This is a genomic window from Photobacterium kagoshimensis, assembly GCF_050337045.1.
Taxonomy (GTDB): Bacteria; Pseudomonadota; Gammaproteobacteria; order Enterobacterales; family Vibrionaceae; genus Photobacterium; species Photobacterium kagoshimensis.
The window spans coordinates 115,492-137,680 of record NZ_JAKJSO010000010.1; the positions used below are offsets into that span (position 1 = coordinate 115,492).

Here is a 22,189-nt window from a genome sequence, read left to right on the forward strand (position 1 = left end):
CTTTCTTTTATTATGTGTGTAGAGCATTGGAGATTCGATGAGAGGAATATAGGGGATTAGGCAAGGACAAACTGGAAGAGACTTACAATGTGTGACGGGGGCACATTAAGGTAATGGCGCAGCTACCGTAGCGTTAACACAGTGTTAAAGTGAAAGTCTGACGTAATTTAAACAAACCAAAAACAGAAAAACAAAACAAAGACAGATCATTTAAAACACATAATAATAACAATTATCGACTTAATATTAAGTAAAAACACCTAAGAAGCTTACTCTCTGCTTTAGCATTAATAATAAAGTTCTCAATTATGATTTAGGTCTGATTTCTCCACCTGCGTTACATTTTATCTCAAATAAACGTGAAGCTCCCCCGATAAGTACCGAGGGAGCTTCATAACTTGTGCAAACAGAAATAATATTAACTGTACTTTTATTACATAGGTACAGGACAGAAAAGACGCTTGCGATTAAATTGCTGTTAGTTGCGGCTCATTCACTTGTGATTGCTGCATTTTACGCATCTGCGTTAAATACTTAATCCAGCTTTTTGACGCAGGGCTCGCTTTAATATTGTTGGCACGTTTAGCATGAATAAGCGCTTGTTCAAACGACTCCAGTTTGTAGTAAGCACGTACCCGTGCTAACTCGACATCTGATTTTCGTCCTGACACTTTATCAAGCTCTTTCAATGCCGTTTTATGCTTACCTTCTTGCAATAGCAGCTGTGCCAGCGCCCAACGGTGCTTATTGTTTTTGGCCGCCGCTAAACGCCAATAGCGAATAGATTGATCCCACTCTTTGGCCATTTGCCAATAAGAGGCTTGATCGGCTAACAGCTGAGCATCTGTCGTTGCATTATCGAGTTCAGCTAATAACTTAGCTGCTCGTTCAGGAATACCTTGCTGAGCATAAAGCTGCGCTAAAGTACGAAGATCTTGCTGACTCAGCTCGACACCTTGACGTTTAGCCAACGCTAAAGTAGCTAATGCATCTTTCGAACGGCTCAGACGTAATTGAATCCCTGCCGTTTGTTGCCACCAAACCAACTTATTCGGCTCTAAGATAATCAAGCGCTGTAAAGTTGGTAATGATGGCTTCCATTGTTGCAACTGGAGCTGTGCCCCCAACTTGATTGTTAACGGCTGAACTTCATCTTTACGATGTAGGCTTTCATAGCGCTTAATCGCAGATAATACCGGCTTCCAATCTTCAAGCTGATAGTGAGACTGCGCGATACGTAGCCACAGTTCATCGGCTTTTTGATTCTCAGGGATAGACTTGGTTAACGCGTAGTAATGCGGTAGCGCCTGTTTAAACTCTTCATTCGATAACAAGATATCCGCCAGCATACGTTGGGTGATCCATGCTTGTTCATCTTGTAATAAACCACTGGCGACAGCCTTTTTTAAATTACTAATGGCGAGCTTAGTATTCCCCTGCTGCCAATAAAACACCCCAAGCATGCGCTGAACAAAAGCTTTATCGTAAGCTTTTGACGGTGTTAAAGCCGCTAATAACTCAATCGCTTCTGCCGTTTTTTCGTCCTGCTGCAATTGATGCGCACGCTGAACTTTGCCCGCTGTGTATTGCGACAGTTGTTCACCTGCGACGGCGATATTGCTACTTAAAGCAAGGCCAAGTGCGACCCCTAAAGGTAGCACTAGGGTTTTGGTGAATGTCTTGATCATTTGCTTAATTTGAACTCCAGTCTTACCGTTTGTCCAACTTGCGCAATCGCCTTACCATCAACAACTTTAGGCTGGTACTTCCATTTACGCAGTGCTCGAATCGCTTCTTTTTCAAATAAGCGACGTGGTTTTGCATCTAATATAGCGACATCCGTTGGCCTACCCTGTGGATCTATGGTGAACGACATCACCACAAACCCCTCTGCACCTTGCTTCAAGGCGCGAGCAGGATAACGAGGCTCAACCCGATAGAGCGGCATCGCTTGTTGATTAGCACCAAAATCCGAAAATTCAGGCATACTAATCGCTACACCTGTCGCGGCTACATCTAACGCTAAGGTCGGTGTATTCGGCATAGAGGTCGCAACAGCTTGTGCTTTCGCCATAGGTTTTGCTTCTGGCGGTGGTTCGGGAGTATCAGGCTTTTCTGGTACGGCACGTTGACGACGCTGCGCATCACGTTCTTGCTCTACCATCACCATATCAAACGCCAATACTTCATCTGACTCTGGTTTACCACGGTGGCCGTTATCGACCATCCATGCCATAAAAGTAAATAAACCAAAAGTCACCACAATCGCTAGAGGCAAAGCGATCAATAATCGACGCATTAGCTCTTCTCCGCAGCCAATGCAATGCTCTTAACGCCCGCACCTTTTGCCGCATCCATCACTTTAACGACGGTGCCGTTATAAGCGTGTTCATCAGCTTGAATCACTAATGAGGCTTCCGGTTGTTCAAGCAACAAATGTTCTAACGTTGCTTGCACACGCTCTACATCAATAACACGCTTATCAATATAAATATCGTTGGCTGAAGTAATCGCAACGAAGATACCTGCATCTTTTTTGCTCACAACATTACTCGCTTGTGGGCGATTCACTTCAACACCTGATTCGCGCACAAAAGAACTCGTCACAATAAAGAAAATCAACATGATGAATACAATATCCAGCATCGAAGTCATATCGATTTGCGCTTCTTCACGTGCGGAAGATGGACGACTAAGTCTCATCATCGGCTCCTTAATAATTTTTCTAATTTTTGCTCACGCCATAAGCACGCTTTGGCTAAACGTGCGTGAACAAACATGCCCGCTAACGCAGCGACCATGCCCGCCATCGTCGGTAAGGTCGCTAAAGAAATACCTGATGCCATTAACCGTGGCTGGCTACTGCCTTGCGTTGCCATCACATCAAATACCGAGATCATACCTGTTACGGTGCCAAGTAAGCCCAACATAGGGCAGATAGCCACTAACACTTTTATCAAATTTAGATTCTGGTTAAGGGCAATACGCGCTTCGCTTAGCCAACCATCACGGATAGCATGCGCATACCAAGATGTTTGATCGTCGCGTTGATGCCATTGCGCTAACCACTGCTTTTTCTGAGCAGGATACGTCACAAATAAATACAAGACGCGTTCAATCACCAACAACCAGCACAGAACAACCACGGCGGCCAACCACCATAAAATAAGGCCGCCTTGGTCCATGAAATGTGATAGTGACAACCACCAGGCTTCGAAAACCGTTGAATGCAAGGCTTCTGAAAGACTGAATCCCATTAGGCTGCTTTTCCTACTTTCTCGGCTTGTTCAGCAACGAGGCTGATGCCTTGTTTTTCCAAGATATTACGGATGTTCTCAGCTTGTGTGCTTAACACGTTATGCGCTAACAATAGTGGCATTGCAGAGATCAAACCCAGAACCGTTGTTACCAAGGCCGTTGAAATACCACCAGCCATCACTTTCGGGTCACCGTTGCCAAACTGAGTAATCACTTGGAAGGTTTCGATCATGCCGGTTACTGTCCCCAACAAGCCAAGCATAGGTGCTAATGCCGCTAATAGTTTCAGCATGGATAAGCCTTTCTCTAGGCTTTGCTGCTCATCAACGATGGTCTCAAGTAAGCGTAATTCAAGCGCTTCAACACTTCGATTTTGCTCTTTATCGTAAACAGACAAGACACGACCAAGTGGGTTATTGCCCGGTTGTTCTGGATTTTTCAACTGCGCCCGGATCTGTTGACGAGTCATCATCAATTTACCGCCACGGAACAGAGCAATCACAGCACCAATCGCTAATAAGCCCAAAATAATCTTACCGACGACACCACCGTGTGCGAGACGATCTTTCAAATCAGGTTCATTGGCAAGCTGCGCCAGCATCATGCCGCGTGATGGATCAACCACAACCGACTGCACTTGATTTGCTTGAGTAAAATCAGCCAATACAGGCCCATTATCTGGCTGCTTTAGGTAGGGTTTTGCGGTGTTTTTAGCGCCATCCCAATCGATGTAACCGTGATCGGCAATCATCCCTAGGCTACCCAAACGGTACGCATGAACACTTGATTTGTGCCCTTCCCCGTTAATGTATGGCACGTTGACATCAGCAAGTTCACCACTTGCTTTAATCTGCTCTTCTATACTTAGCCACAAACCTGTTAACTGAGGTAATGATGGCAAAGCTTTCGCATCAACAATGTCGCTGATCACTTGATTATATTGGTGACGATCAGCGGCGGTAACAGAAGCCTCTAACTCACCTTTCAAGTCTTTTGCGGTTTGACGAACCACACCAAATAACTCACCTAAACTGCCTGTTTCTAAACGTAATTGTTCTTCAAGAATGGCAAGTTTATTTTCATTATCACTAAAGGTATCGCTCAGCTGTTCAGTTTCCTTTTGCAGCTGATCACGCTGTGCAATCAGGGCGTTTCGCTGTGCCTTGATGCTTTGTTCTGTGCGCTTAAATCCAGACTCTCGCGCTTGGTCATGTGAACGTTGTACTTTTTGTTCTTGTTGCGTGCTTTGTAATAACTCGGTATTCGCTGTTGCCGTAAGCGGTAAGCTAAATAGGCAAAGTGCTGCAACTAACGCTTTGATTTTCATGTTACTTTGTCTCCACGTTGTGTGATGCTGCACTCAAAGACACTGGCAGGTTAATCAGGCTTGGGGCGACTTGTTTATTGGCAATCGCAAAGGCTTTATCTACACCCGACGCAAACTGTGAATCAAGGGCTTGCCACCCTGCATCTTGATCGTTCCACGTCCAGTAGCGTTTACCGTCTAAACTACGAGCCACTAGCGAGATACGCCCCAGATAAAGCAGTTCAGCTTCAATCGTGTCGTTTGAGGTAAGTGCAAGTTCACCTTGGTACACACCCAGCTTAGTGCCGTAATCCATTTCAATTTGGTAGCTTTCCAAAATGCGACGATACTTTTCAGCATCGCTAATATCGGCTTGTGACATCATCAACTCAAGCTTGGCAATACGTGCTATGCGCTGATCACGCTTGATCGGTTTGTCTTGAGCTATAATAACTTTTAGCCCATCGATCATTTTGTACATTAAAGGAACCACACCTTGACGCGTTTCTTTAATACCCTGAATTTGGTCGGTTAAACTGGCACTTTCTTGCTCTTGGTTCGCCACTAAGCGTGCCATATGATCACGGTAAACCGTCAGGTTTTTCACTTCTTCCTGAAGCTGTTCAATTTCAGCCTGCATCGTCAAAGCTGCTTCTGCACTTTTATCAATTTTGGTCTGACTTACAGCAGAAGCTTTATTGATCTGATTTTCGACAGCACGAGCGCTATCCAAGCTATTGGCTTGTGCACCCATGGCAATACTCAGCGCTAGACATACTAGCGAAGGCTTAAATCCCTTCATTTTCTTACTCTTAAACATAAAATGACGTAATAGAAAAAATAATAAAAACTAAAAATAAAGAATCCCGAACCAAGTCGGGCTTATAAATCACATCGATTCTAATTGAAAACAAATCTCATTTAAACAAGTAAAGGGGAAAGCATTTGCTCTCCCCCCTCATATTCAATTAGTAACGGAATTGAATTGAAGCCATGAAGTTACGGCCTTCACCGATAACCACATTTGTCGCACCAGCGTAACTATTACTTGTTGAACCGCCACCCGCTAGGTAATCAGTATCAAATAAGTTTTCAACATTTAGACGAGCAACAATGTCTAACTTCTCATCATATTTGTAAGTGTGTGCCACACCTAGATCTACGCGTGTGTAGCTGTCTTTTTGGAAAGTATTTGCCGCATCACCAAAACGCTCACCAACGTAAATCACACCTAAGTTCATATCAGTGCCTGTTACGAAGCTATAACGTGACCAAACACTTGCAGAAAACTCAGGAACATCTACAGGACGGTTACCTTGGTAAGTTTCATGTTTCGTATACTCAGCATCTAAGTACATAGCACTTGCGCTTACAGAGAAGTCTTCAGTTACATAACCTTGCGCTGCTAACTCTGCACCACGGTGAACTCGTTCGCCGTCTTGTGTTTTTTTCCATTTATCACTGCTTAATTGCACATCTAACGGTGAGTTTACTTCCGTGATATCAAATACAGCACCGCTCACGAACAAGCTATTATCAAGTAGTTCCCACTTAGTACCTAGCTCGTACTGCTTACCTTTAACAGGCTTGAGTTGCTCACCATCGTTAACATATTGACGCTTGCTTGAATTAGAAACCTGACCTTTTGGCTCAAAGCTTTCAGAGTAGTTCACATAAATTGAACCATTCTCAACTGGCTGATAAATAATTGCCGCTTTAGGAGAAACCGCTGTTTCTTTAATGCCGTTACCACGTTGTTCGTCAAAACGAACACCAGCTAATGCTTTCCACTGATCGGTAATAGTTACCATATCTTGAACGTAGATACCGTAAGAATCAGTATGTGAATGTGATTTCTTAACTTTCTTACTCGTATTGATTTCTGGCGTTGGTACTGGATTACCCGGCTCAACATATACTTTCGTGAAACTAGCTTGATTACGCTTATAGTCGTAACCTAGCCAGTTAGCACCAAGAAGTAGCTGGTGATCCATACCCAGTACATTCGCTTCACCAGTGAAGTCTACGTAAGCTGTTTGGAATACCCAGTGATCTTTACGATCGCTACCACCATGGCCAATAGTGCCGTTAGTCGCGTACTTGGAGAAATCGGGGAAACTTTCTACATCGTTACGTTTAAAATCTTGGTAGTTATAGCCCGTTTTTAACGCCCAGTTTGTAGAAAGCTGTGCATTTACATCAAAGCCATAGTTTTCTACGTCATTTTCAATTTTCGACCATTGCGCATCCCAAATACGCTCATCGCCGCCAATAACTTTACCGTCAACAACATAAGCACCTGAATCAACGTTACCGTGATCTTTTGTCTTATCAGCATGCACAGAAACAGTAATATCGTTGTTAACGTCATAGTCAACAAACACACCACCAACGACACGCTCGGTCGAATGTGTAGAGCCATCACTGTATGAACGCCAAGATTCTTTCGTCTGCTTAGAAAGAACAGTACGTGCACGTAGCGTTTCGTCTTCGTTTAACGCCCCACTCACATCAAGTACGGTGCGAGAGTCATTATTCGAGCCAATATCTTGACTCAAGTTTACTTGCGTTTCATATGTCGGCTTCTTCGAAACCATGTTAATCAGGCCACCTGGTGCTGATTTACCGTAAAGCAAACCTGCAGGGCCTTTTAATACTTCTACGCGCTCAAGTAATTCTACAGGTTGGCGGTAATGAGACCAATGCTGCTTGCCATCACGTAAGAAGCCCGATGAGCTACCAACTTCAAAGCCACGCAGAGAAAAACGCTCACGGTTACGACTATCGCCACCTGCACTAACACTCGCATCGTTTTTAAGGACTTCACCTAGCGTACTGGCACGCTGTTCATCAATGATTTGCTCATCAATAATGGTAACTTGCCCTGCGGTTTCAAGCTGAGTTGCCTCAATTTTCATTGCGGTCGTATTGGTATCTGCTTTGTAGCCGTGGTCACGACCAGTAACAACCATGTGCTCATCGACTTGTGTTGTTTCTGCATAAGCGGTAGGCACTGTTAGAACAGCACCAATAAGTAAAGCCAGCTGACTTTTCGAAAACATAATCCGTTATCTCCAATAAATGTGTAAATGAGTTATTTTTGTTTTATAGGGTCTAGAACTCATTGTTGCCTTGCGGCCACTGCAAAATTTAGCGAAATATTAGTGATAACCATTATTATTTGCAGTTAAATTTACATTCTTTGCATTCGTAAGGTTTTGTAAACTGACAATACGTCTTACTGGCATTTTTATACTTGTAACGCATGCGTATTCTTTGAGGTGAACTTGCTGTATTTAGATGTATAATGTAGGGGATTCTATTGATAATTCGGTATAAAAAGTGACCCAACTGACTCTCGAAGCTGCTCATAAAGAGCTAGCAGCTTTAAACCTAAAGCCTGAAAATATGCGTTTTGTAACTGTAAACGCGATGGATGAAGAACTACTAGAAAGCTGTACGACTACAGAAGACGAAAGTTTTTATAACAGCTATATGAATGTAATCTTCACGAAAGGCGATCGTTACGTATTAGGTTACCGCTGCGAAAATGAAGGTGAGGTTGTTGATCACGCGATTATTAAGCGAGGTGATGAGTACTTTGATCCTACACTACAAATCAAAGGCGACTTTAAACCTTACCGCTATGCCATTCTGACTGAATTTAAAGTATTTGATGTTATGCGCCATGCTAAATCCAATAAAGATTTCCCGCCTGATGTCGATTACCTTCGTGCACGCGCAAAGCATTACAAAAATGTGATTATTGCAGATAAATAATTAAATCGTCGCAAGCAAATTGAAATAAATTAGAAACGGCCCTAATGGGCCGTTTTTATTTAAGTAACAAATACACTTGCTTGCTTTATTTATACCTAGCTAACTCAGTTGAAAATCATTATTAATACATAGATAAACAAGTAAACGCGTATTTCTTATTGCTGTCTGCCGCCACTAAATTTCCGTCTCTGACTACAAAGAAATCATTCAACTCTTTAGTTACAAATTCTTGTGCGACAAGCTCTTCGGGCCAGTTATAGCTATCATCCTTTCCATAACGCTCGTAGATATACGCGCTAGCAATACCGGGTTCACCAAATTTCAATCGACAATATTTATCCGCATCTTGAGGGGTCATTTTCAAGCCAATTAAGTCACTATTCGCTAAAGGTGACGCTTCTGCACTGCGAAATTTCTCTTTCATTTCTACAGGCAAGGTTCTAAATTCCGCCCAAGTTTCAGGACGATGAAGATGATATACACGATCTATGTTAACTGATTTATTGATATTCATTGTAGCGTGATAACCACTTTCGCCTTTCACTGTTATAGATCGGGTTAGTTTATTGTTTACTGGTAACTCACGACATACGTCATCACTGTTCAATATTTCATCATCAAAAGAGACACATAAACGTATCGCTCTTAAGTTAATAAAGCTAGGCAGCGTTGGGGCGATTACAAATCGAGAAATAGTATTCGGCTCTGTACTTATAGCAAGCGGAAATACGGCACTTTTATTGGTTGATAGCCAATATGACTGACGAAATTCAGGGTAACCGGTAAGAGTTGCCGTTATTTCACCACCTTCTTTGAACTCCCCTTCAGCATCTAACCACGCTATATGCTCAGTCCTACAACTAGCATGCCCTCGAGTATGGCTGTTTATTGGTGTCACACAAAAACGAACTTTATTACCCTTTCCTAGATCACTATCCTGTAATCTGTAGCTCTGCTCGTTACTTACCTGTTTTTCTTGATCATTATTAACAATGGTCCATGAATATTCACTTTGAGTTTCTGGATTATTGTTACTTTCAAAGTATCGGTAAGCACCCATTAGAGTATTGCCTTCAAAACGGTGACCCGATATAACAACATTAAGCGCGTGAGGGGTATCATTCGGTAACGGTTTAACCATCACTTCTTCTGTACACGTCACGTTTCCTGCTTTAGGCCACCCCGTTAATGAATAAGGGGTAACACAACCTTTCAACTGTTTATTGGCCATTGCGGTCTCAATATATAAGGACTGTGTTTTCGCTACAGGCTGACCATCTAAAAACCATGAAAATGACGTACTATCGAGATCTTCTTTATCATTATCAAAGTCGAGAAACTCATAATTTAAAAATACATTTTTCCCTAATTCAATCTGCTCTAGTAACGGATCGATTATCGCAACCGGCTCAGACCCTGCTGCGCCTTGTATCATATTTGTCTCTTCTGAACATGATATTAATATATTCGTTATTGAATCTATAATACAAACAGAAATATGCTTACCTTCATCATCCACTGTCAGCCAATAAGAAGCTTGATTTTCATTAGGGATAATTTGGCCGTCACGCAACCAACGATAGGTAAACTCTTCATTTGGCGCTTCACCATCTTTATCAACAACAAAAGTTAATAATTCAGAGCCAACAATTTCAGGGGAATAAGCATTTGATAAAATCCTTACTACATGGTTTGTCTCATCAAAATATACAGGTGATATTAATACATACTTTGAGCATACCTTTTCCCCTGCTTTTCTATCCGTTCGGTTGAAGGGAATAACACAAAAGCGAATTCGAGTACCAGCAAGGCTATTGTCTTTAGGAATTCGGTATTTAAATCCACGGTGGATACTCATTCCGGCTTCAGTTTCCCAGTAGCCAATCGAGGCATCAAGCCCTGGTGGAACACTCGTAGAGTTAAACTTGTACTGACCAATCGCTTCTTGACCCGATTGAATCTGATCGCCTTGCTCAATACCACTCAGTGCAACATTGGTCGCTTTCGGAGGCTTAGATACTTTTTGCTGCTCTGAATTACCATCACCACTGCCACATGCCGTAATAAATACAGTCAGCAACAAAATATAAACATATCTATGCATATAATAATTTCTTTCTATTTCTATATTCCTAACAGCACAAAGGGCGAATTAACGCCCTTCTATTAAGAAACAATTATTTATCTACCAGCAACGATGAGTAGCGGTAAGCTCAGTGATAGCTATTTTACGCTGTGGATTTCATTTATCAATACCTCGAAAACCATAGATTCACGGCAATTATACAACTCTGCATATTGGTGCATTTCGCTAATTTTCATCACGGCATTCGATTCAATATAAGAATATAAATACGGCTTATCTATGGTTATCTGGTTGTGATACTGGGAATTGTAGCGTTATGCGTAACCCACCGTTTTGGCCATTTTCTGCGGTTACCCCCCCTCCCATTACAGCCATAGACTCTTTAACTATCGCGAGCCCTAAACCCGTCCCACCCGACAGCTTATCTCGAGCATCTTCTATCCGCGCGAACGGATCAAAAATGCGTTTTAGATGCAGTGGAGGGATCCCTCGGCCATTATCCGTTACCTCAAGCTTTACAACATTACCCACTTCGTGAGCAGAAACATGAATGATGGCATCTTGCCCTGCATATTTGATGGCGTTACCCACTAGATTTTTTATAGCCCGTGAAGCCAGGCGATTATCTGCCATTACAAGTGGCAACGTTTTACTGACCTGACTACTAATCGTTTGCCCCGCCAATTTGCTGAACTGCGCTTCCATTACATGTAACGAACATAATGCTTCTAGCTGAACAGGGACAAGTTGAGGATCGTAACTCGCATTCTCTAACCGACTGAATTCTAGAATTTCACTTACAAGATCATTCATTTCATCAGACTCTCTCTCTAGTCGGTCGGCCATCACTTGTTGGTCGTCGGATAAATGACGACGAAGTAGATGCAAAGCCAGACCATGGCGCGCTAACGGTGTCTTGAGCTCGTGGGACACATCACGGATCAAGCGTTTTTGCTTTTCCGCTAGCTCATGGATACGATGCGTCATATGATCAAAGTCTTTCGCCAGTTCACTAAACTCCTTCACACTTTCACCAACTTCATTTGCAACCCGAACAGAAAAATCACCCTCTGATAAGCGACGACTCGCTTCTTGTAGCTGAGTAAGAGGTCGCTGTAAATAACGAGCCAACAGCCCAGAAAAGACAGTTAAAATGAGAACCGCTATAACGATTTGACTGAGTGCGAAATAGTATCGAAATGTATGTGCTGGATGTTTTTCATGTGGAAATTGAATAACAAGCTGATTTCCCTTGCTTAAAGGAACTGCAATAATAGGCTGATTGACCCTGTCATCTAAAATGCTATCTAGGCTACGAATAAAGTTCAGTTTAAACTTAAAGTGTGGATGCATTTCACGGCCACTGAGCACGTTTTGCTGTCTATCGAGAACAAACAAATAATAGTCCTGCCCTCTCTCCCAATCAGCTAACTCATCCATATCGCCTTCCGCAATCATCACTTCAGCCTGAAGTGAAAGTGCTAGCATTTCGCTTTGAACACGACTTGGCACATGCAGGATCGTTTTGATCAAAGCATGTTCTGCGATGTTTTGCAGACCTAAGATTAAAAGCAAAATAACTGCAAAATATGAAAATAGTTTATAAGCTAGCGAGCCTTGGCTGTTAAGTCTGAACAAGGTTCTTGGGGAGAGTCGAGCGAGTTGAATACTTTGCATGGTTCCTCAACGCAAAAAGGCTACGCGCTGCGCAGCCTAGTAAATCTAATATAAATAAACACAAGGTTATAGATGTATTACCACAATTTACGACGCCATGGCTAAAAAGCTGTAACCCTTACCACGTATGGTTTTAATATGTTGCTTGGATAAGCCAGATTGCACCATTTTACGGCGAATATTGCTGATGTGCATATCAAGGTTACGGTCAAATGGACTCAGGTCTTTCTTTAAGACTTCCTTTTGAAGCTCAGCTTTTGATACCACCACTTCATGGTGCTTAATCAAATATTCCAGTAATTCAGACTCTGTGCCTGTTAGGGGTAAACGCGCAATTTGCTGCGATAAGTTTTGTTCGCTGCAATGCTGAGACTGGCGTTGTCGTTCTAATCCAACACGTCGTAGGATCGCCGTCATTCGTGCAAGTAACTCAGGAACACGAAATGGTTTAGGCATGTAGTGATCTGCCCCAGCTTGCAATCCATCCATCATGGATGTCTCATCTGCGAGTGCCGTTAACATTAGAATCGGTGTTGCAAAGCGTTGACAAATACGTCGCGCAACTTGCATACCATCAATGTTAGGTAACATGACGTCGAGTAATACAAGATCAACGGGATAGTCTTGCATATATGTCAGCGCAGTTTCACCACAATGCCGACATTCAACATCATAGCCTTCACCCACCAACACATCCGCTAACAATTCGCATAGCTGCACATCATCATCAATGACTAAAACACGAGACACGTTAATTACACCTTAATAAAAACTATTCGTATTTTAATTAACCTTTCGACGTGCTGCAATGATTAGTGTCAATTTTTCCATTTCGATACGATTTCGGCATATATATAACAAAAGAGGCACTTTTGCTTAGCAACAAAAATGCCTCTTGGTTACTTTAAATACAGAAAATACTTACTGACACACAAGGGCTGACTTTGCATTTTTCTGTGGTTCATACCACGAGACTAAACCTTGCTGAATTGTCTGCGCTGCTTGTTTTGGGGTCAGAGTACCATTGAGCACCCCAACGCTGGTTTGCCACAATTGACCTTCAAGTTCTGGTTTGCCACGCGATAAAATTTGTGCTGAATTTCGAATTGTGGAATCACACTCATCACGCCACGCCATCATCTCTGCAGCGATAGGGTTTTTCACATCGATAAAATGATTAGATAATGAGAAAAAACCGGGCAGCGAATTGGTTATTAACTCAGCGAATTCTGCAGTCGTCATCCAATGTAAGAAAGCATTTGCTGCAGGATCATTCTTCGCTTTACTATTAAGTCCCATCCCCAAATCGGTATGATCACTGAAATAGCATTCCCCTTTCGCTTGCTCTACTGGCGGACGGAAAACACCCAGCTCGATACTGCTATCAAAGGTTGAAATATCCCAGGACCCGGCAGGGAAAATAGCGGCTTTGCCCGATTTGAATAGTGCAATTGAGTCGTTATAGCCACGTTGTTGATAACCTTGACCTAAATAAGGTTGCCACGATGCTAATTGCTCGAACGTTTGTTGATAAGCTTTATCCGAGAAACGCTCCGTGCCACTAATGAGTGCTAAACGTCCATCTTCCCCTTTCCAATAGTTTGGACCCACGTTTTGGAAGCCCATGGTGGCTGCTTCCCATTTGTCTTTAGTGCCGATAGCTAAAGGGACGTAGTTACCATTTTGTTTTACGCGCTCAAGCACTCGAGCAAACTGTGCAGTTGTTGTTGGCGCATTAATACCTAGTTCTTTAAATACGGTTTTGTTATAGAAAAAGCCATGAATCACCGATGCCATAGGCAAGCAAAAGGTTTGTGCACCTGAATCTGTCTGCCATGGGCCTAATGCAAAACTTGGGAAATTCTCCATCCCTGCAATTTCAGTAATATCGCTAAAATACCCTTGTTTGAATAACGACAAAGAGGCGTCAAATGGGCGGCATGCGATTAAGTCCCCTGCCGTACCCTCTGCCAAATCCTTGGCAAGTTGGCCATTGAAAGTAGAAGGATCCGTTGGCGCGCGGTACTTTACCTTAATATTTGGGTAATGCTTGTTAAATGCCGGGATAATGGTGTTTGCCCACACTGCATCATCATTACGCCAAGAGTCAATCACAACACTGCCTTGAATAGAAGTATTGGCGGCCACAGCAACAGATGTATTACATGCCGCGAATGTCACCATACCTAAGGTAAGGCACCAAGCAGTCATGGTACGCGGTGAACGACGAACAGTTTGCTTATTACGAATATTCATCTTCTTCTATACCTTAAAGCGTTCAATCAAAGTTTGCTGTTGCGATGCCAGCATTGACAGCGCTTCACTACTATCGGCAGATTCTCGCGCCTCAGCTTCAGCGTTGTAAGCAACATGCGCAATGCCATTGATGTGTTCAGCAACTTGTTGGCTTACCGAGATCTGCTCTTCTGTCGCAAGTGCTACCTGCTCTGCCATCTCATTAATTTGCATCATACGTTCAGCAATACTTTGCAATGTCTGATCCGTTAATCGACTTTGTTCAACGCACTCATCGGTCTGCTGCTGACTACGTGCCATAACAGAAACAACTTCAGCCGCACTTTGTTGTAAGTTTTGGATCATATGTTGAATTTCCTCAGTCGATTGCTGAGTACGATTCGCTAATGCACGAACTTCATCGGCAACAACTGCAAAGCCACGTCCTTGTTCACCCGCGCGTGCCGCTTCAATGGCAGCGTTGAGCGCCAGTAAATTAGTTTGTTCTGCAATACCTCGGATCACATCTAAAATGCTACCAATATTATTGCTGAACCCCTCTAAATTACGTGTGATACCCGCTGCTTCAGTGATGTCGTTGGCAAGGCGCTCAGTGATCAAACGGTTTTGAGCCACTTGATTACGCCCCGCCAGTGTTGCTGAATTGGCTTCGTTAACTTCAACAACGGTTAGATCTGAAGAACGTGAAATTTCTTTTGCACTGACCTCTAATTCTGAAATCGCGGCGGCAACTTGATCGGTTCGTGCTTTTTGATCTTCAACACGCCCCATCGCCTGCTCGCTAATAGTGGCGGTTTTGTTGGCTTCGTCCACCAAACGGGCTGAACCTTGGTTAATCTGCTTTAAAATATCCGCCATGCTTTGAGAAAGTTGGTCGATAGATTGCGATAATGCGCCAAATTCGCAAGAAGATTGATAGTTCGTTCGTTGGGTCATATCGCCAGCAGTCATTTTCCTTAACACTGCATTAATCGATTTTAACGGCGTATGGATACTTTTCGCAGTTGATATTGCCACGATCAAAGCAACTGCAGCTGAAATACAGCCAGCTAACACAACCATCAATACAGCATTTGAAACTGCCTCATCGGCAGCTTGACGACTGAGGATGGCGAATTGACGCGCGTAATCCACATAATCTTCGAGTGCATTTTGGGTCGTCACAACATGTGCGAGCGCTTGCTGATTTTGAACCAAAATACCCTGCTGTAGCCTTTGCTGCTCCGCCATTATTGCCAGTAAACCATTACTGCCTAATGTCAGGTCGTGAACTTTTTTCAAGTTACGGCTGTATCGTGCTTTTACATCTGACTCAACATTAATACGGGCTAATCGCTGATTCGCAATTTCGATATCTTTTGCAAATACTTTTCCTAACGCGACTAAATCCGTATCTGCGTTTGCGCGACGTAAATTTTTCAAGTCGCGACCAATGCCACTGGTGATCAACTCAGCACGGTTATGCATAGAGCGTTTTACGCTTGCACGTTGAAGTAATAAATTGGCCGCCCATTGGTAAGTATCTTCTAACCGCAAGAATTTTTCATTGAGCTCAGCGCGCTGTGCATTTACAGCAATCAATTGATGGTGCTGCGACAAAACAGTTTCTGCTGATAAGAAAAAACTATCAGAGGCGATTAATACGGGACGTAAAGCATCGCGTGCTTGCTCGCTATTCGCTTGTGAAATTACATGCTTTTTTGCTTGTTCAAATTTCTCTTTGGCAAGCTCAAACGCCTGCTTTTTTGCTGGTAATGTTGTTACATCATCCGTTGTTCTGTATTCCACCAGCATGAGCTGACTTTCCAGAAGATCAGCCAAAAGCTGACTAGACGAAATAACCATAGGAGTCGAGTTTTCTGTTACATCAAGTAGACGGCTATGAATACGATTGGTGTTGCTATAACTAATGCCGCCAACAATGGCGATCAAAATAAACATCAATGCGAAACCAGCAATAGTCCTTTGTACTATCGAGAGAGACATAATTCACTTCTTATATTATGTGTAATGGCGTGGAATTTACTGATCAAACAATCAATATCCATCAGTCTGCAATATACTTATTTCACGGTTCAAATTAAAAACAATAAAATCAATTTTATTAATTAGATCACAGATTTATAAAAACAAGCAAAACGAGTAAGATAATCAGAACCGGCAAGAGTGAAGATCACGCTATACAGTATGAGAGACAAACAGTGAGGATATTGGCGCCTAGTTCTATATGAAATAGACGCCAATTGGCTACGAGGTATAACCGTGAATTAATGAGTCGGTAGGTTTAGCTAGCAATTTGCGTTGTCGTGATGTTGAATAAGCTGCTTATGTAACTGATCTTTCAGTTTTAAACGCTGAAGTTTCAAGTTGTGCATGTCGTTATCATCAATCGGGCTACCTGACACTTCCAGCTGACGAATATCGTAATCTAATTCATGATACTGCTGAAGGTCTGCCTTAAAGCTTGGGTCATCATGATTAAGTTGAACAATATCTAATTTGAGTTCAGGAAAATCTAAGATAAAAGCATGGTTTTCATTTAGCATTCGCGTTCCCTCTTCTGTCAGATTACTCATCAGTATAGAAGTAATTTATTGAAAGAAATGAGGTTTACCACGCAAACTAACTAAGTTTAAGGCTATCACCTTACTATCGTCACCCTCCCTTATCACCAGCGTATTAAGCTGGCACTTTGCATTCAATTTAACCATCAAAGGCGGAATGAAAAGCCACATTTCCCGTTGGTAATTCAACATCCGTGGTGCTTAACGTTCTCATCAAAAAATACTCAGCAGGTACACCAGCAAGTGTCAGGTTAGAATGAGCTTTAAAACCAAAACGACCGTAATACTCTGGTTCACCAAGCAAAACAATGCCTTCAGCTCCACGCGTTTTCATCATCTCAACGCCAATATTTATCAGCTGGCTGCCAATGCCTTCACCTTGTCGATTGGGGCACACAGACACTGGGCCTAACCCAAACCACGCAGAAGTGATACCAGCCACTGTAACGGGAGAAAAAGCGATATGCCCAATAATGCCTGATGCATCTTCCGCAACTAATGAGAGAGTTAAAGCCCCGTCATTACGGAGTCCGGTAATGATTAAATGCTCTGTCGGCTTCGCACCTGGAGCATGGTGGGGATGACCTTCAAATGCGCGATAAGTAAGGGTTTCTATTGCATTATTGTCTGACGTTTCTTGCGCTCTAATTTTCATTACAAACCTTTCGTCTAATCACTAATATAGCCCGCTTTATGGCCTAAGTATTAAATATACTGTTGATGATTTATGACGTCACCAACACTCAAGAAGGCGTGTACTGTAAAGTGTAAACTTGTAGACAGGTCAAACAGAAATTTCAACATTTACGTTTTGATTTTTTACTTCTGTGGCTGTGATTTGGGTTAACGCTTCGATTGGATCAAAGCACTGGCGTTAAGCATGGCATCTTTAGTACTCACATCAATAATGGCGATATTCTTAAATCGTTCAGGCTCTTTTATCGCCACATCATGGGCAAAGATCACCAGCTTCGCGCGTGAGATGTCTTTGTCAGTGATCCGATTGTTAACCCCATTTGCGCCTTGCGTTTCAACTTTGATTTTAACCCCCATGGAGTAAGCCGCTTTTTCTAATGATTTGGCCGCTAAAAAAGTATGTGCAACACCCGATGGACAAGCTGTCACCGCGAGAATATCCGCCTCGCCTTCACCTTCAACAGAGGTATAGTTATTAACTAGAGAATCATGATTGTCGTCTTCGACCACATTTTTTTTCAACGCAATAACAATAAATGCTGTGGTTAATGCCCCCACTAACGTACCTACAATATAACCAAACTTACCATCGACAACAGGCAATACAATCCAACCACCCCACGGGGCATGATTAAGAACATGAAACATAAAACCCGTGATATTACCCACAATGCCACCCGCGACAATCGCAGGTAGAACACGCGCAGGATCGGCGGCGGCAAAAGGGATTGCCCCTTCGCTGATCCCTATCATTCCCATGATGCCTGCCGCTTTACCCGCTTCACGTTCGTCACGCTTAAATTTTTTCGGCGACAAAAAGGTCGCAAGTGCTAACCCCAAAGGTGGTGTACAAATGGCGATACCGACACCGCCCATGAGCCAAGGTTGTGTGTTTACCTGAGTTTGCGCAAATAAGGTCGCGACTTTGTTGATAGGCCCCCCCATATCAAAGGCTGTCATACCGCCTAAAATAGTACCAAGTAAGATCTTACCCGACCCCGCCATGCCAGTAAGCCATGTATTTAGCGTAATCATCGCACCTGCTATTGGTGCCCCGATCATCCACATCACAGCACCGCAAGTGGCGAAAGTACCTACCAAAGGATAAATGAATATACTGCCCAGTGAGCTCATACTATCTGGCAAAGTTATCTTCTTGAGCTGACGTACGACAAAGCCAGCAAAGAAACCAACAACGATTGCGCCTAAAAAACCTGTATCGTACTGATTCACGGCCACCCAAGAACCAATCATGCCTGGCGCTAAACCGGGTTTATCCGCAATAGAGTACGCAATGTAACCACCAAGCACGGCAGTAAATAACGTCAGGCCCGCAATACCCATCTGCGCAATGTCGGCTAAGATCCCACTTTCAGGCACACCACCATGTCCCGATATCATCACTGACAGTGATAGCAATACCCCGCCAGCGACAATAAAAGGAATCATATGAGAGGTGCCAAACAACAAGTGTTCTTTTATATGTGCGAGACGCTGTTTGAAAGGACTTAATGGTTCAGAAGTAACTCGCGGAGGTTGGAGCAGCGGGATGGGTTCGACATCCGTTAAGAGTTCGCGAGCAGCGTCAATTGACTCAACGGCTTTGAGCTTGGCAATGAAGCTATCTTCAATCAACTTACTAGAAAGTTGCGCTAATACTTCAATATGGTGATGGTCATTACCTTCGGGGGAAGCTAGCATGAAAAAGACATCTGACAATTCACCGTCTTCTGCACCGTAATCAATACCACTACGGCTAATACCAACGGCAACCGCTGGCTTTGCCACCGCATCACTCTTTGCGTGAGGAATAGCGATACCTTCATCAAAACCGGTATTGCCTATCTCTTCCCGCTTCCATACGTCAGCCAAAAATTGATCTTTATCGGCAAGCTTACCTGCTGAATCAAGTAGATTAACCAGCTCTTGCAGCACACCCTCTTTGGTTTGCGCCTTAAGTTCTAAGCAAATAATCTCTGGTTCAATCAGGTCTGTAATGTCCATTGTTATCCCTAAACTACCCTTATATGCTCAGTCAAAATAATGGTTACCTTAGCCTGTCTTCACGCTTTGTTGCACGTCCAAGCTGAGTTCTGCTCGGCTTAGGTTAGCGATCCGCCCCTGTGGGTTATATAGGACTAAAGAAGCATTAACTGGATAAATGTAACATGGTATTCAAATTGTGATGCACGTCTTTCATTTAATCGTTTCAAAATAATGTATTCCGCATTTGCTATGCTAATATCCGCAAAAATGGACGTGAGAACACTTATGAAAATTGTTGCTGTCACAGCCTGCCCAACAGGTATTGCGCATACTTATATGGCAGCAGATGCACTCATGAAGGCTGCACCTAAATACAATGTTCACATCAAAGTTGAGACGCAAGGCGCAATGGGGATTGAAAATCAGCTAACTCCACATGATATCGCTCAAGCAGATAAGGTATTGATTGTGTCTGACATCGAAGTCGAACATGCGGCGCGTTTCGAGGCGATGAATACCGTTCGTATTCCTATTGAAGATGTCCTGCTCAACGTAGATAAAGTCTTCCTCGTTCACTGCCGTGACTAACCACTCGATATAGCTAATGAACGAATACCAAATTACTTTTTTTGTCGATGATGCCAACGCCAGTGCTCATGTTGCTAAGCCGCTGCGTCACCTGTCGAAAAAGTTTAAAAGTACCCTTCGCATTATCAACATTACTCGTAACCGCACAGCTACGTTATCTCAATCTGTGGCGATGCTACAAGCAGGCTTAGTCAGTGGTGATCTCTGCCAGATCACCGCTGTTGGTATCGATGCAGAACTCGCCTGCTTTGTGATTAAAGACATTATTACAGAGCACTTTACGCTAATAGGCGCGCACATTAACTATGAATTTTCGAGCCAATTAACTGCTCGATTACCACAAATTTGCCCTCCCAGCGAAATTCAATGGCACTATGCCAAAGCGCACACCAAGTTAACTAAATTTGAATGCTTAAAGGGGTTAGCACACCTCATTTATCCTAAAGATCCCGACGAACTGATTCTGGCTTTTATCAAACGAGAAGAACGCTCATCGACATGTGTAGCACCAGGAATTGGGCTGCCCCACGTCATGTTTGCCGATATTGATCATATTTCTGTTGCAGTGATATCCAGCGACACCCCGATTAACTGGGAATCAAAAATGGGTGACGTGCAACTTGCTATAGCACTGGTGATGCCACAAAAGCCAACACGTGAACAGATTGTCTCTGCGACCAACCTGACGCGTAACTTGTTGTGTGATCAGCTGCCTGAGCGTTTGCTACAGACAAAAAGCTGTATAGATCTGCAAGCCTTGCTAATGTACTCCATGTCGCGCCTACTACCTTAAATCGAACCACGGTAGTCTGTTGGCGTACGTCCCGTCTTATTTTTAAATACTCGACAAAAGTAGTTTACATCTTTAAAACCGCAGCGTAGTGACACTTCATTGAGCTTGAAATTGTACTTTTTAAGCATGAACTTAGCGCGATCAATCCGTACCCAAGTAATATAGTCCGCCAAGGTCATATGTCCTTGCTGACGAAACAAACGAGATAAGTGATTAGCCGAAATACTAAAGCGCGTGGCGATACTGTCGCGAGTAATAGGCCGGTGGAAATTTTCCTGAATATAGATACAAATGCCCTGATACAGGTCTTGTACCCGACTGTGCGATTTCTCGACAGGGGCATCAAGCATGGTTTTACTGTATTGCAGTAAGGCTTGTAATAAGAGCTCATCCATTGGCTTTTTATTACTTTCGCGCGCCAATGAACTCAGTGCTTCAAGAATATTGTCAATAGCAAAGCCCGAGCGTGTTTGGATACTGTGCTTTTGAATATCATAAAAGCTGGCTTCACCTTTTCGTTTACTCACCAAACTCAATCCTAACTGGCGACGACCAAACAACATACTCAGCACTGAGCAATTGGTATCCCAGTCAGGTTTATTCCAACAGTTGGGCGGCACAAAAATCGCATCACCCGTTTTGGCCGTGATTGTAGTGATCGTGCGCTCATGGCTTTCCAATTCATTAATATACTCACCGTCCAACACTAGCTCTAACCGTGGAAAGTTAACCTGATAACTAAACTGTGGCGGCGTGTGGAAATCACCTGCAAACCAGATATTGTGAAACGGCTCTCGTTCGTTAAGCACCGAAGAAATCAAATCATGAAATACCATTTTCAAACTCTCAAAACGCATTTGTAATGCTATGCGGTATAGATATACCTCTTGTCTTTATTATTAGCTATTGAGCAAAATCACAATTTTTATTCAAGGTTACAAAAATCCAGCTAAAGACGTAAATATCTAGTAAGTACGTCGCTGAAAAAACTGGCTCAACATGTCACAAAACCTTGCTACCACTGGTATAGAGCAGTTCAAGCCCTCTTAGTTTTCTTGAAAAAACCGCACGGTTAACGATCAAAATCACACTCTTATTTGGTGGCTACAATCCTCTAGTAAATGTGTTTTTTCTGCACTACAGACTCCTACCACTAACTTTCAAAATACCCCTAGCACAACAATAAAAGTATTAGGGGT

19 protein-coding genes are annotated in these 22,189 nt (G+C 43.0%); 3 read left to right on the forward strand and 16 right to left on the reverse strand.

Annotated elements, in window-relative coordinates; all coding sequences use genetic code 11:
* Positions 1–467: 467 nt before the first annotated feature.
* The 7 genes from L4C35_RS06200 to L4C35_RS06230 all read right to left on the reverse strand — a co-directional run bounded on the left by L4C35_RS06200 (position 468) and on the right by L4C35_RS06230 (position 7,626).
* Positions 468–1,688, reverse strand: a complete 1,221-nt coding sequence (locus L4C35_RS06200) for a hypothetical protein (protein ID WP_428462059.1) — start codon at positions 1,686–1,688, stop codon at positions 468–470.
* Positions 1,685–2,299, reverse strand: a complete 615-nt coding sequence (locus tag L4C35_RS06205) for an energy transducer TonB (RefSeq protein ID WP_371702960.1) — start codon at positions 2,297–2,299, stop codon at positions 1,685–1,687. Before L4C35_RS06205 ends, L4C35_RS06200 begins: the two co-directional genes overlap by 4 nt.
* Complete coding sequence (locus L4C35_RS06210; RefSeq protein ID WP_048898951.1) at positions 2,299–2,703, reverse strand: ExbD/TolR family protein; 405 nt, start codon at positions 2,701–2,703, stop codon at positions 2,299–2,301. The genes L4C35_RS06205 and L4C35_RS06210 overlap by 1 nt, the downstream gene beginning before the upstream one ends.
* Positions 2,703–3,257 carry a MotA/TolQ/ExbB proton channel family protein gene (locus L4C35_RS06215; protein WP_048898950.1) on the reverse strand — a complete coding sequence of 185 codons (555 nt, stop codon included), beginning with the start codon at positions 3,255–3,257 and terminating at the stop codon, positions 2,703–2,705. The genes L4C35_RS06210 and L4C35_RS06215 overlap by 1 nt, the downstream gene beginning before the upstream one ends.
* Complete coding sequence (locus L4C35_RS06220; protein WP_428462060.1) at positions 3,257–4,585, reverse strand: MotA/TolQ/ExbB proton channel family protein; 1,329 nt, start codon at positions 4,583–4,585, stop codon at positions 3,257–3,259. The genes L4C35_RS06215 and L4C35_RS06220 overlap by 1 nt, the downstream gene beginning before the upstream one ends.
* 1 nt (position 4,586) lies before the next feature.
* Positions 4,587–5,366, reverse strand: a complete 780-nt coding sequence (locus L4C35_RS06225) for a DUF3450 domain-containing protein (protein ID WP_428462061.1) — start codon at positions 5,364–5,366, stop codon at positions 4,587–4,589.
* Positions 5,367–5,532: 166 nt separating this feature from the next.
* Positions 5,533–7,626 (reverse strand): TonB-dependent siderophore receptor, encoded by a 2,094-nt coding sequence (locus tag L4C35_RS06230; protein ID WP_428462062.1) that lies wholly within the window; start codon positions 7,624–7,626, stop codon positions 5,533–5,535.
* 280 nt (positions 7,627–7,906) lie between these two features.
* Between L4C35_RS06230 and L4C35_RS06235 the strand changes: the two genes are divergently transcribed.
* The gene (locus tag L4C35_RS06235; RefSeq protein ID WP_428462063.1) at positions 7,907–8,344 is read left to right on the forward strand and encodes a hypothetical protein; all 438 of its coding nucleotides are present in this window, start codon (positions 7,907–7,909) and stop codon (positions 8,342–8,344) included.
* A gap of 121 nt (positions 8,345–8,465) precedes the next feature.
* On the opposite strand, the gene L4C35_RS06240 is transcribed toward L4C35_RS06235, so the two are convergent.
* The 8 genes from L4C35_RS06240 to L4C35_RS06275 all read right to left on the reverse strand — a co-directional run bounded on the left by L4C35_RS06240 (position 8,466) and on the right by L4C35_RS06275 (position 19,627).
* Positions 8,466–10,448 carry a hypothetical protein gene (locus tag L4C35_RS06240; protein WP_428462064.1) on the reverse strand — a complete coding sequence of 661 codons (1,983 nt, stop codon included), beginning with the start codon at positions 10,446–10,448 and terminating at the stop codon, positions 8,466–8,468.
* Between the two features lie 255 nt (positions 10,449–10,703).
* Positions 10,704–12,107 carry an ATP-binding protein gene (locus L4C35_RS06245; protein WP_428462065.1) on the reverse strand — a complete coding sequence of 468 codons (1,404 nt, stop codon included), beginning with the start codon at positions 12,105–12,107 and terminating at the stop codon, positions 10,704–10,706.
* A gap of 87 nt (positions 12,108–12,194) precedes the next feature.
* Entirely contained in the window at positions 12,195–12,857 is a 663-nt protein-coding gene (locus tag L4C35_RS06250; RefSeq protein ID WP_428462066.1) for a response regulator transcription factor, read from the reverse strand.
* A gap of 171 nt (positions 12,858–13,028) precedes the next feature.
* The gene (locus L4C35_RS06255; RefSeq protein WP_428462335.1) at positions 13,029–14,291 is read right to left on the reverse strand and encodes an ABC transporter substrate-binding protein; all 1,263 of its coding nucleotides are present in this window, start codon (positions 14,289–14,291) and stop codon (positions 13,029–13,031) included.
* Positions 14,292–14,369: 78 nt separating this feature from the next.
* A complete protein-coding gene (locus L4C35_RS06260; RefSeq protein WP_428462067.1) occupies positions 14,370–16,349 on the reverse strand; it encodes a HAMP domain-containing methyl-accepting chemotaxis protein in 1,980 nt (659 codons plus the stop codon).
* A gap of 302 nt (positions 16,350–16,651) precedes the next feature.
* Positions 16,652–16,909 (reverse strand): HP1242/YdcH family protein, encoded by a 258-nt coding sequence (locus L4C35_RS06265; protein WP_428462068.1) that lies wholly within the window; start codon positions 16,907–16,909, stop codon positions 16,652–16,654.
* Between the two features lie 157 nt (positions 16,910–17,066).
* Positions 17,067–17,582 (reverse strand): GNAT family N-acetyltransferase, encoded by a 516-nt coding sequence (locus L4C35_RS06270; RefSeq protein ID WP_428462069.1) that lies wholly within the window; start codon positions 17,580–17,582, stop codon positions 17,067–17,069.
* A 188-nt stretch (positions 17,583–17,770) separates the two neighbouring features.
* Positions 17,771–19,627 carry a fructose-specific PTS transporter subunit EIIC gene (locus L4C35_RS06275; protein ID WP_428462070.1) on the reverse strand — a complete coding sequence of 619 codons (1,857 nt, stop codon included), beginning with the start codon at positions 19,625–19,627 and terminating at the stop codon, positions 17,771–17,773.
* Between the two features lie 267 nt (positions 19,628–19,894).
* Between L4C35_RS06275 and L4C35_RS06280 the strand changes: the two genes are divergently transcribed.
* Together L4C35_RS06280 and L4C35_RS06285 are read left to right on the forward strand one after the other, a co-directional pair.
* Positions 19,895–20,197, forward strand: coding sequence for a PTS fructose transporter subunit IIB (locus tag L4C35_RS06280; protein WP_428462071.1), 303 nt, complete (start codon positions 19,895–19,897; stop codon positions 20,195–20,197).
* A 16-nt stretch (positions 20,198–20,213) separates the two neighbouring features.
* Positions 20,214–20,990 carry a PTS sugar transporter subunit IIA gene (locus tag L4C35_RS06285; RefSeq protein ID WP_428462072.1) on the forward strand — a complete coding sequence of 259 codons (777 nt, stop codon included), beginning with the start codon at positions 20,214–20,216 and terminating at the stop codon, positions 20,988–20,990.
* Here the strand turns inward: L4C35_RS06285 and L4C35_RS06290 are convergent.
* The gene (locus L4C35_RS06290; RefSeq protein ID WP_428462073.1) at positions 20,987–21,826 is read right to left on the reverse strand and encodes a helix-turn-helix transcriptional regulator; all 840 of its coding nucleotides are present in this window, start codon (positions 21,824–21,826) and stop codon (positions 20,987–20,989) included. The genes L4C35_RS06285 and L4C35_RS06290 overlap by 4 nt on opposite strands.
* Positions 21,827–22,189: the final 363 nt, after the last annotated feature.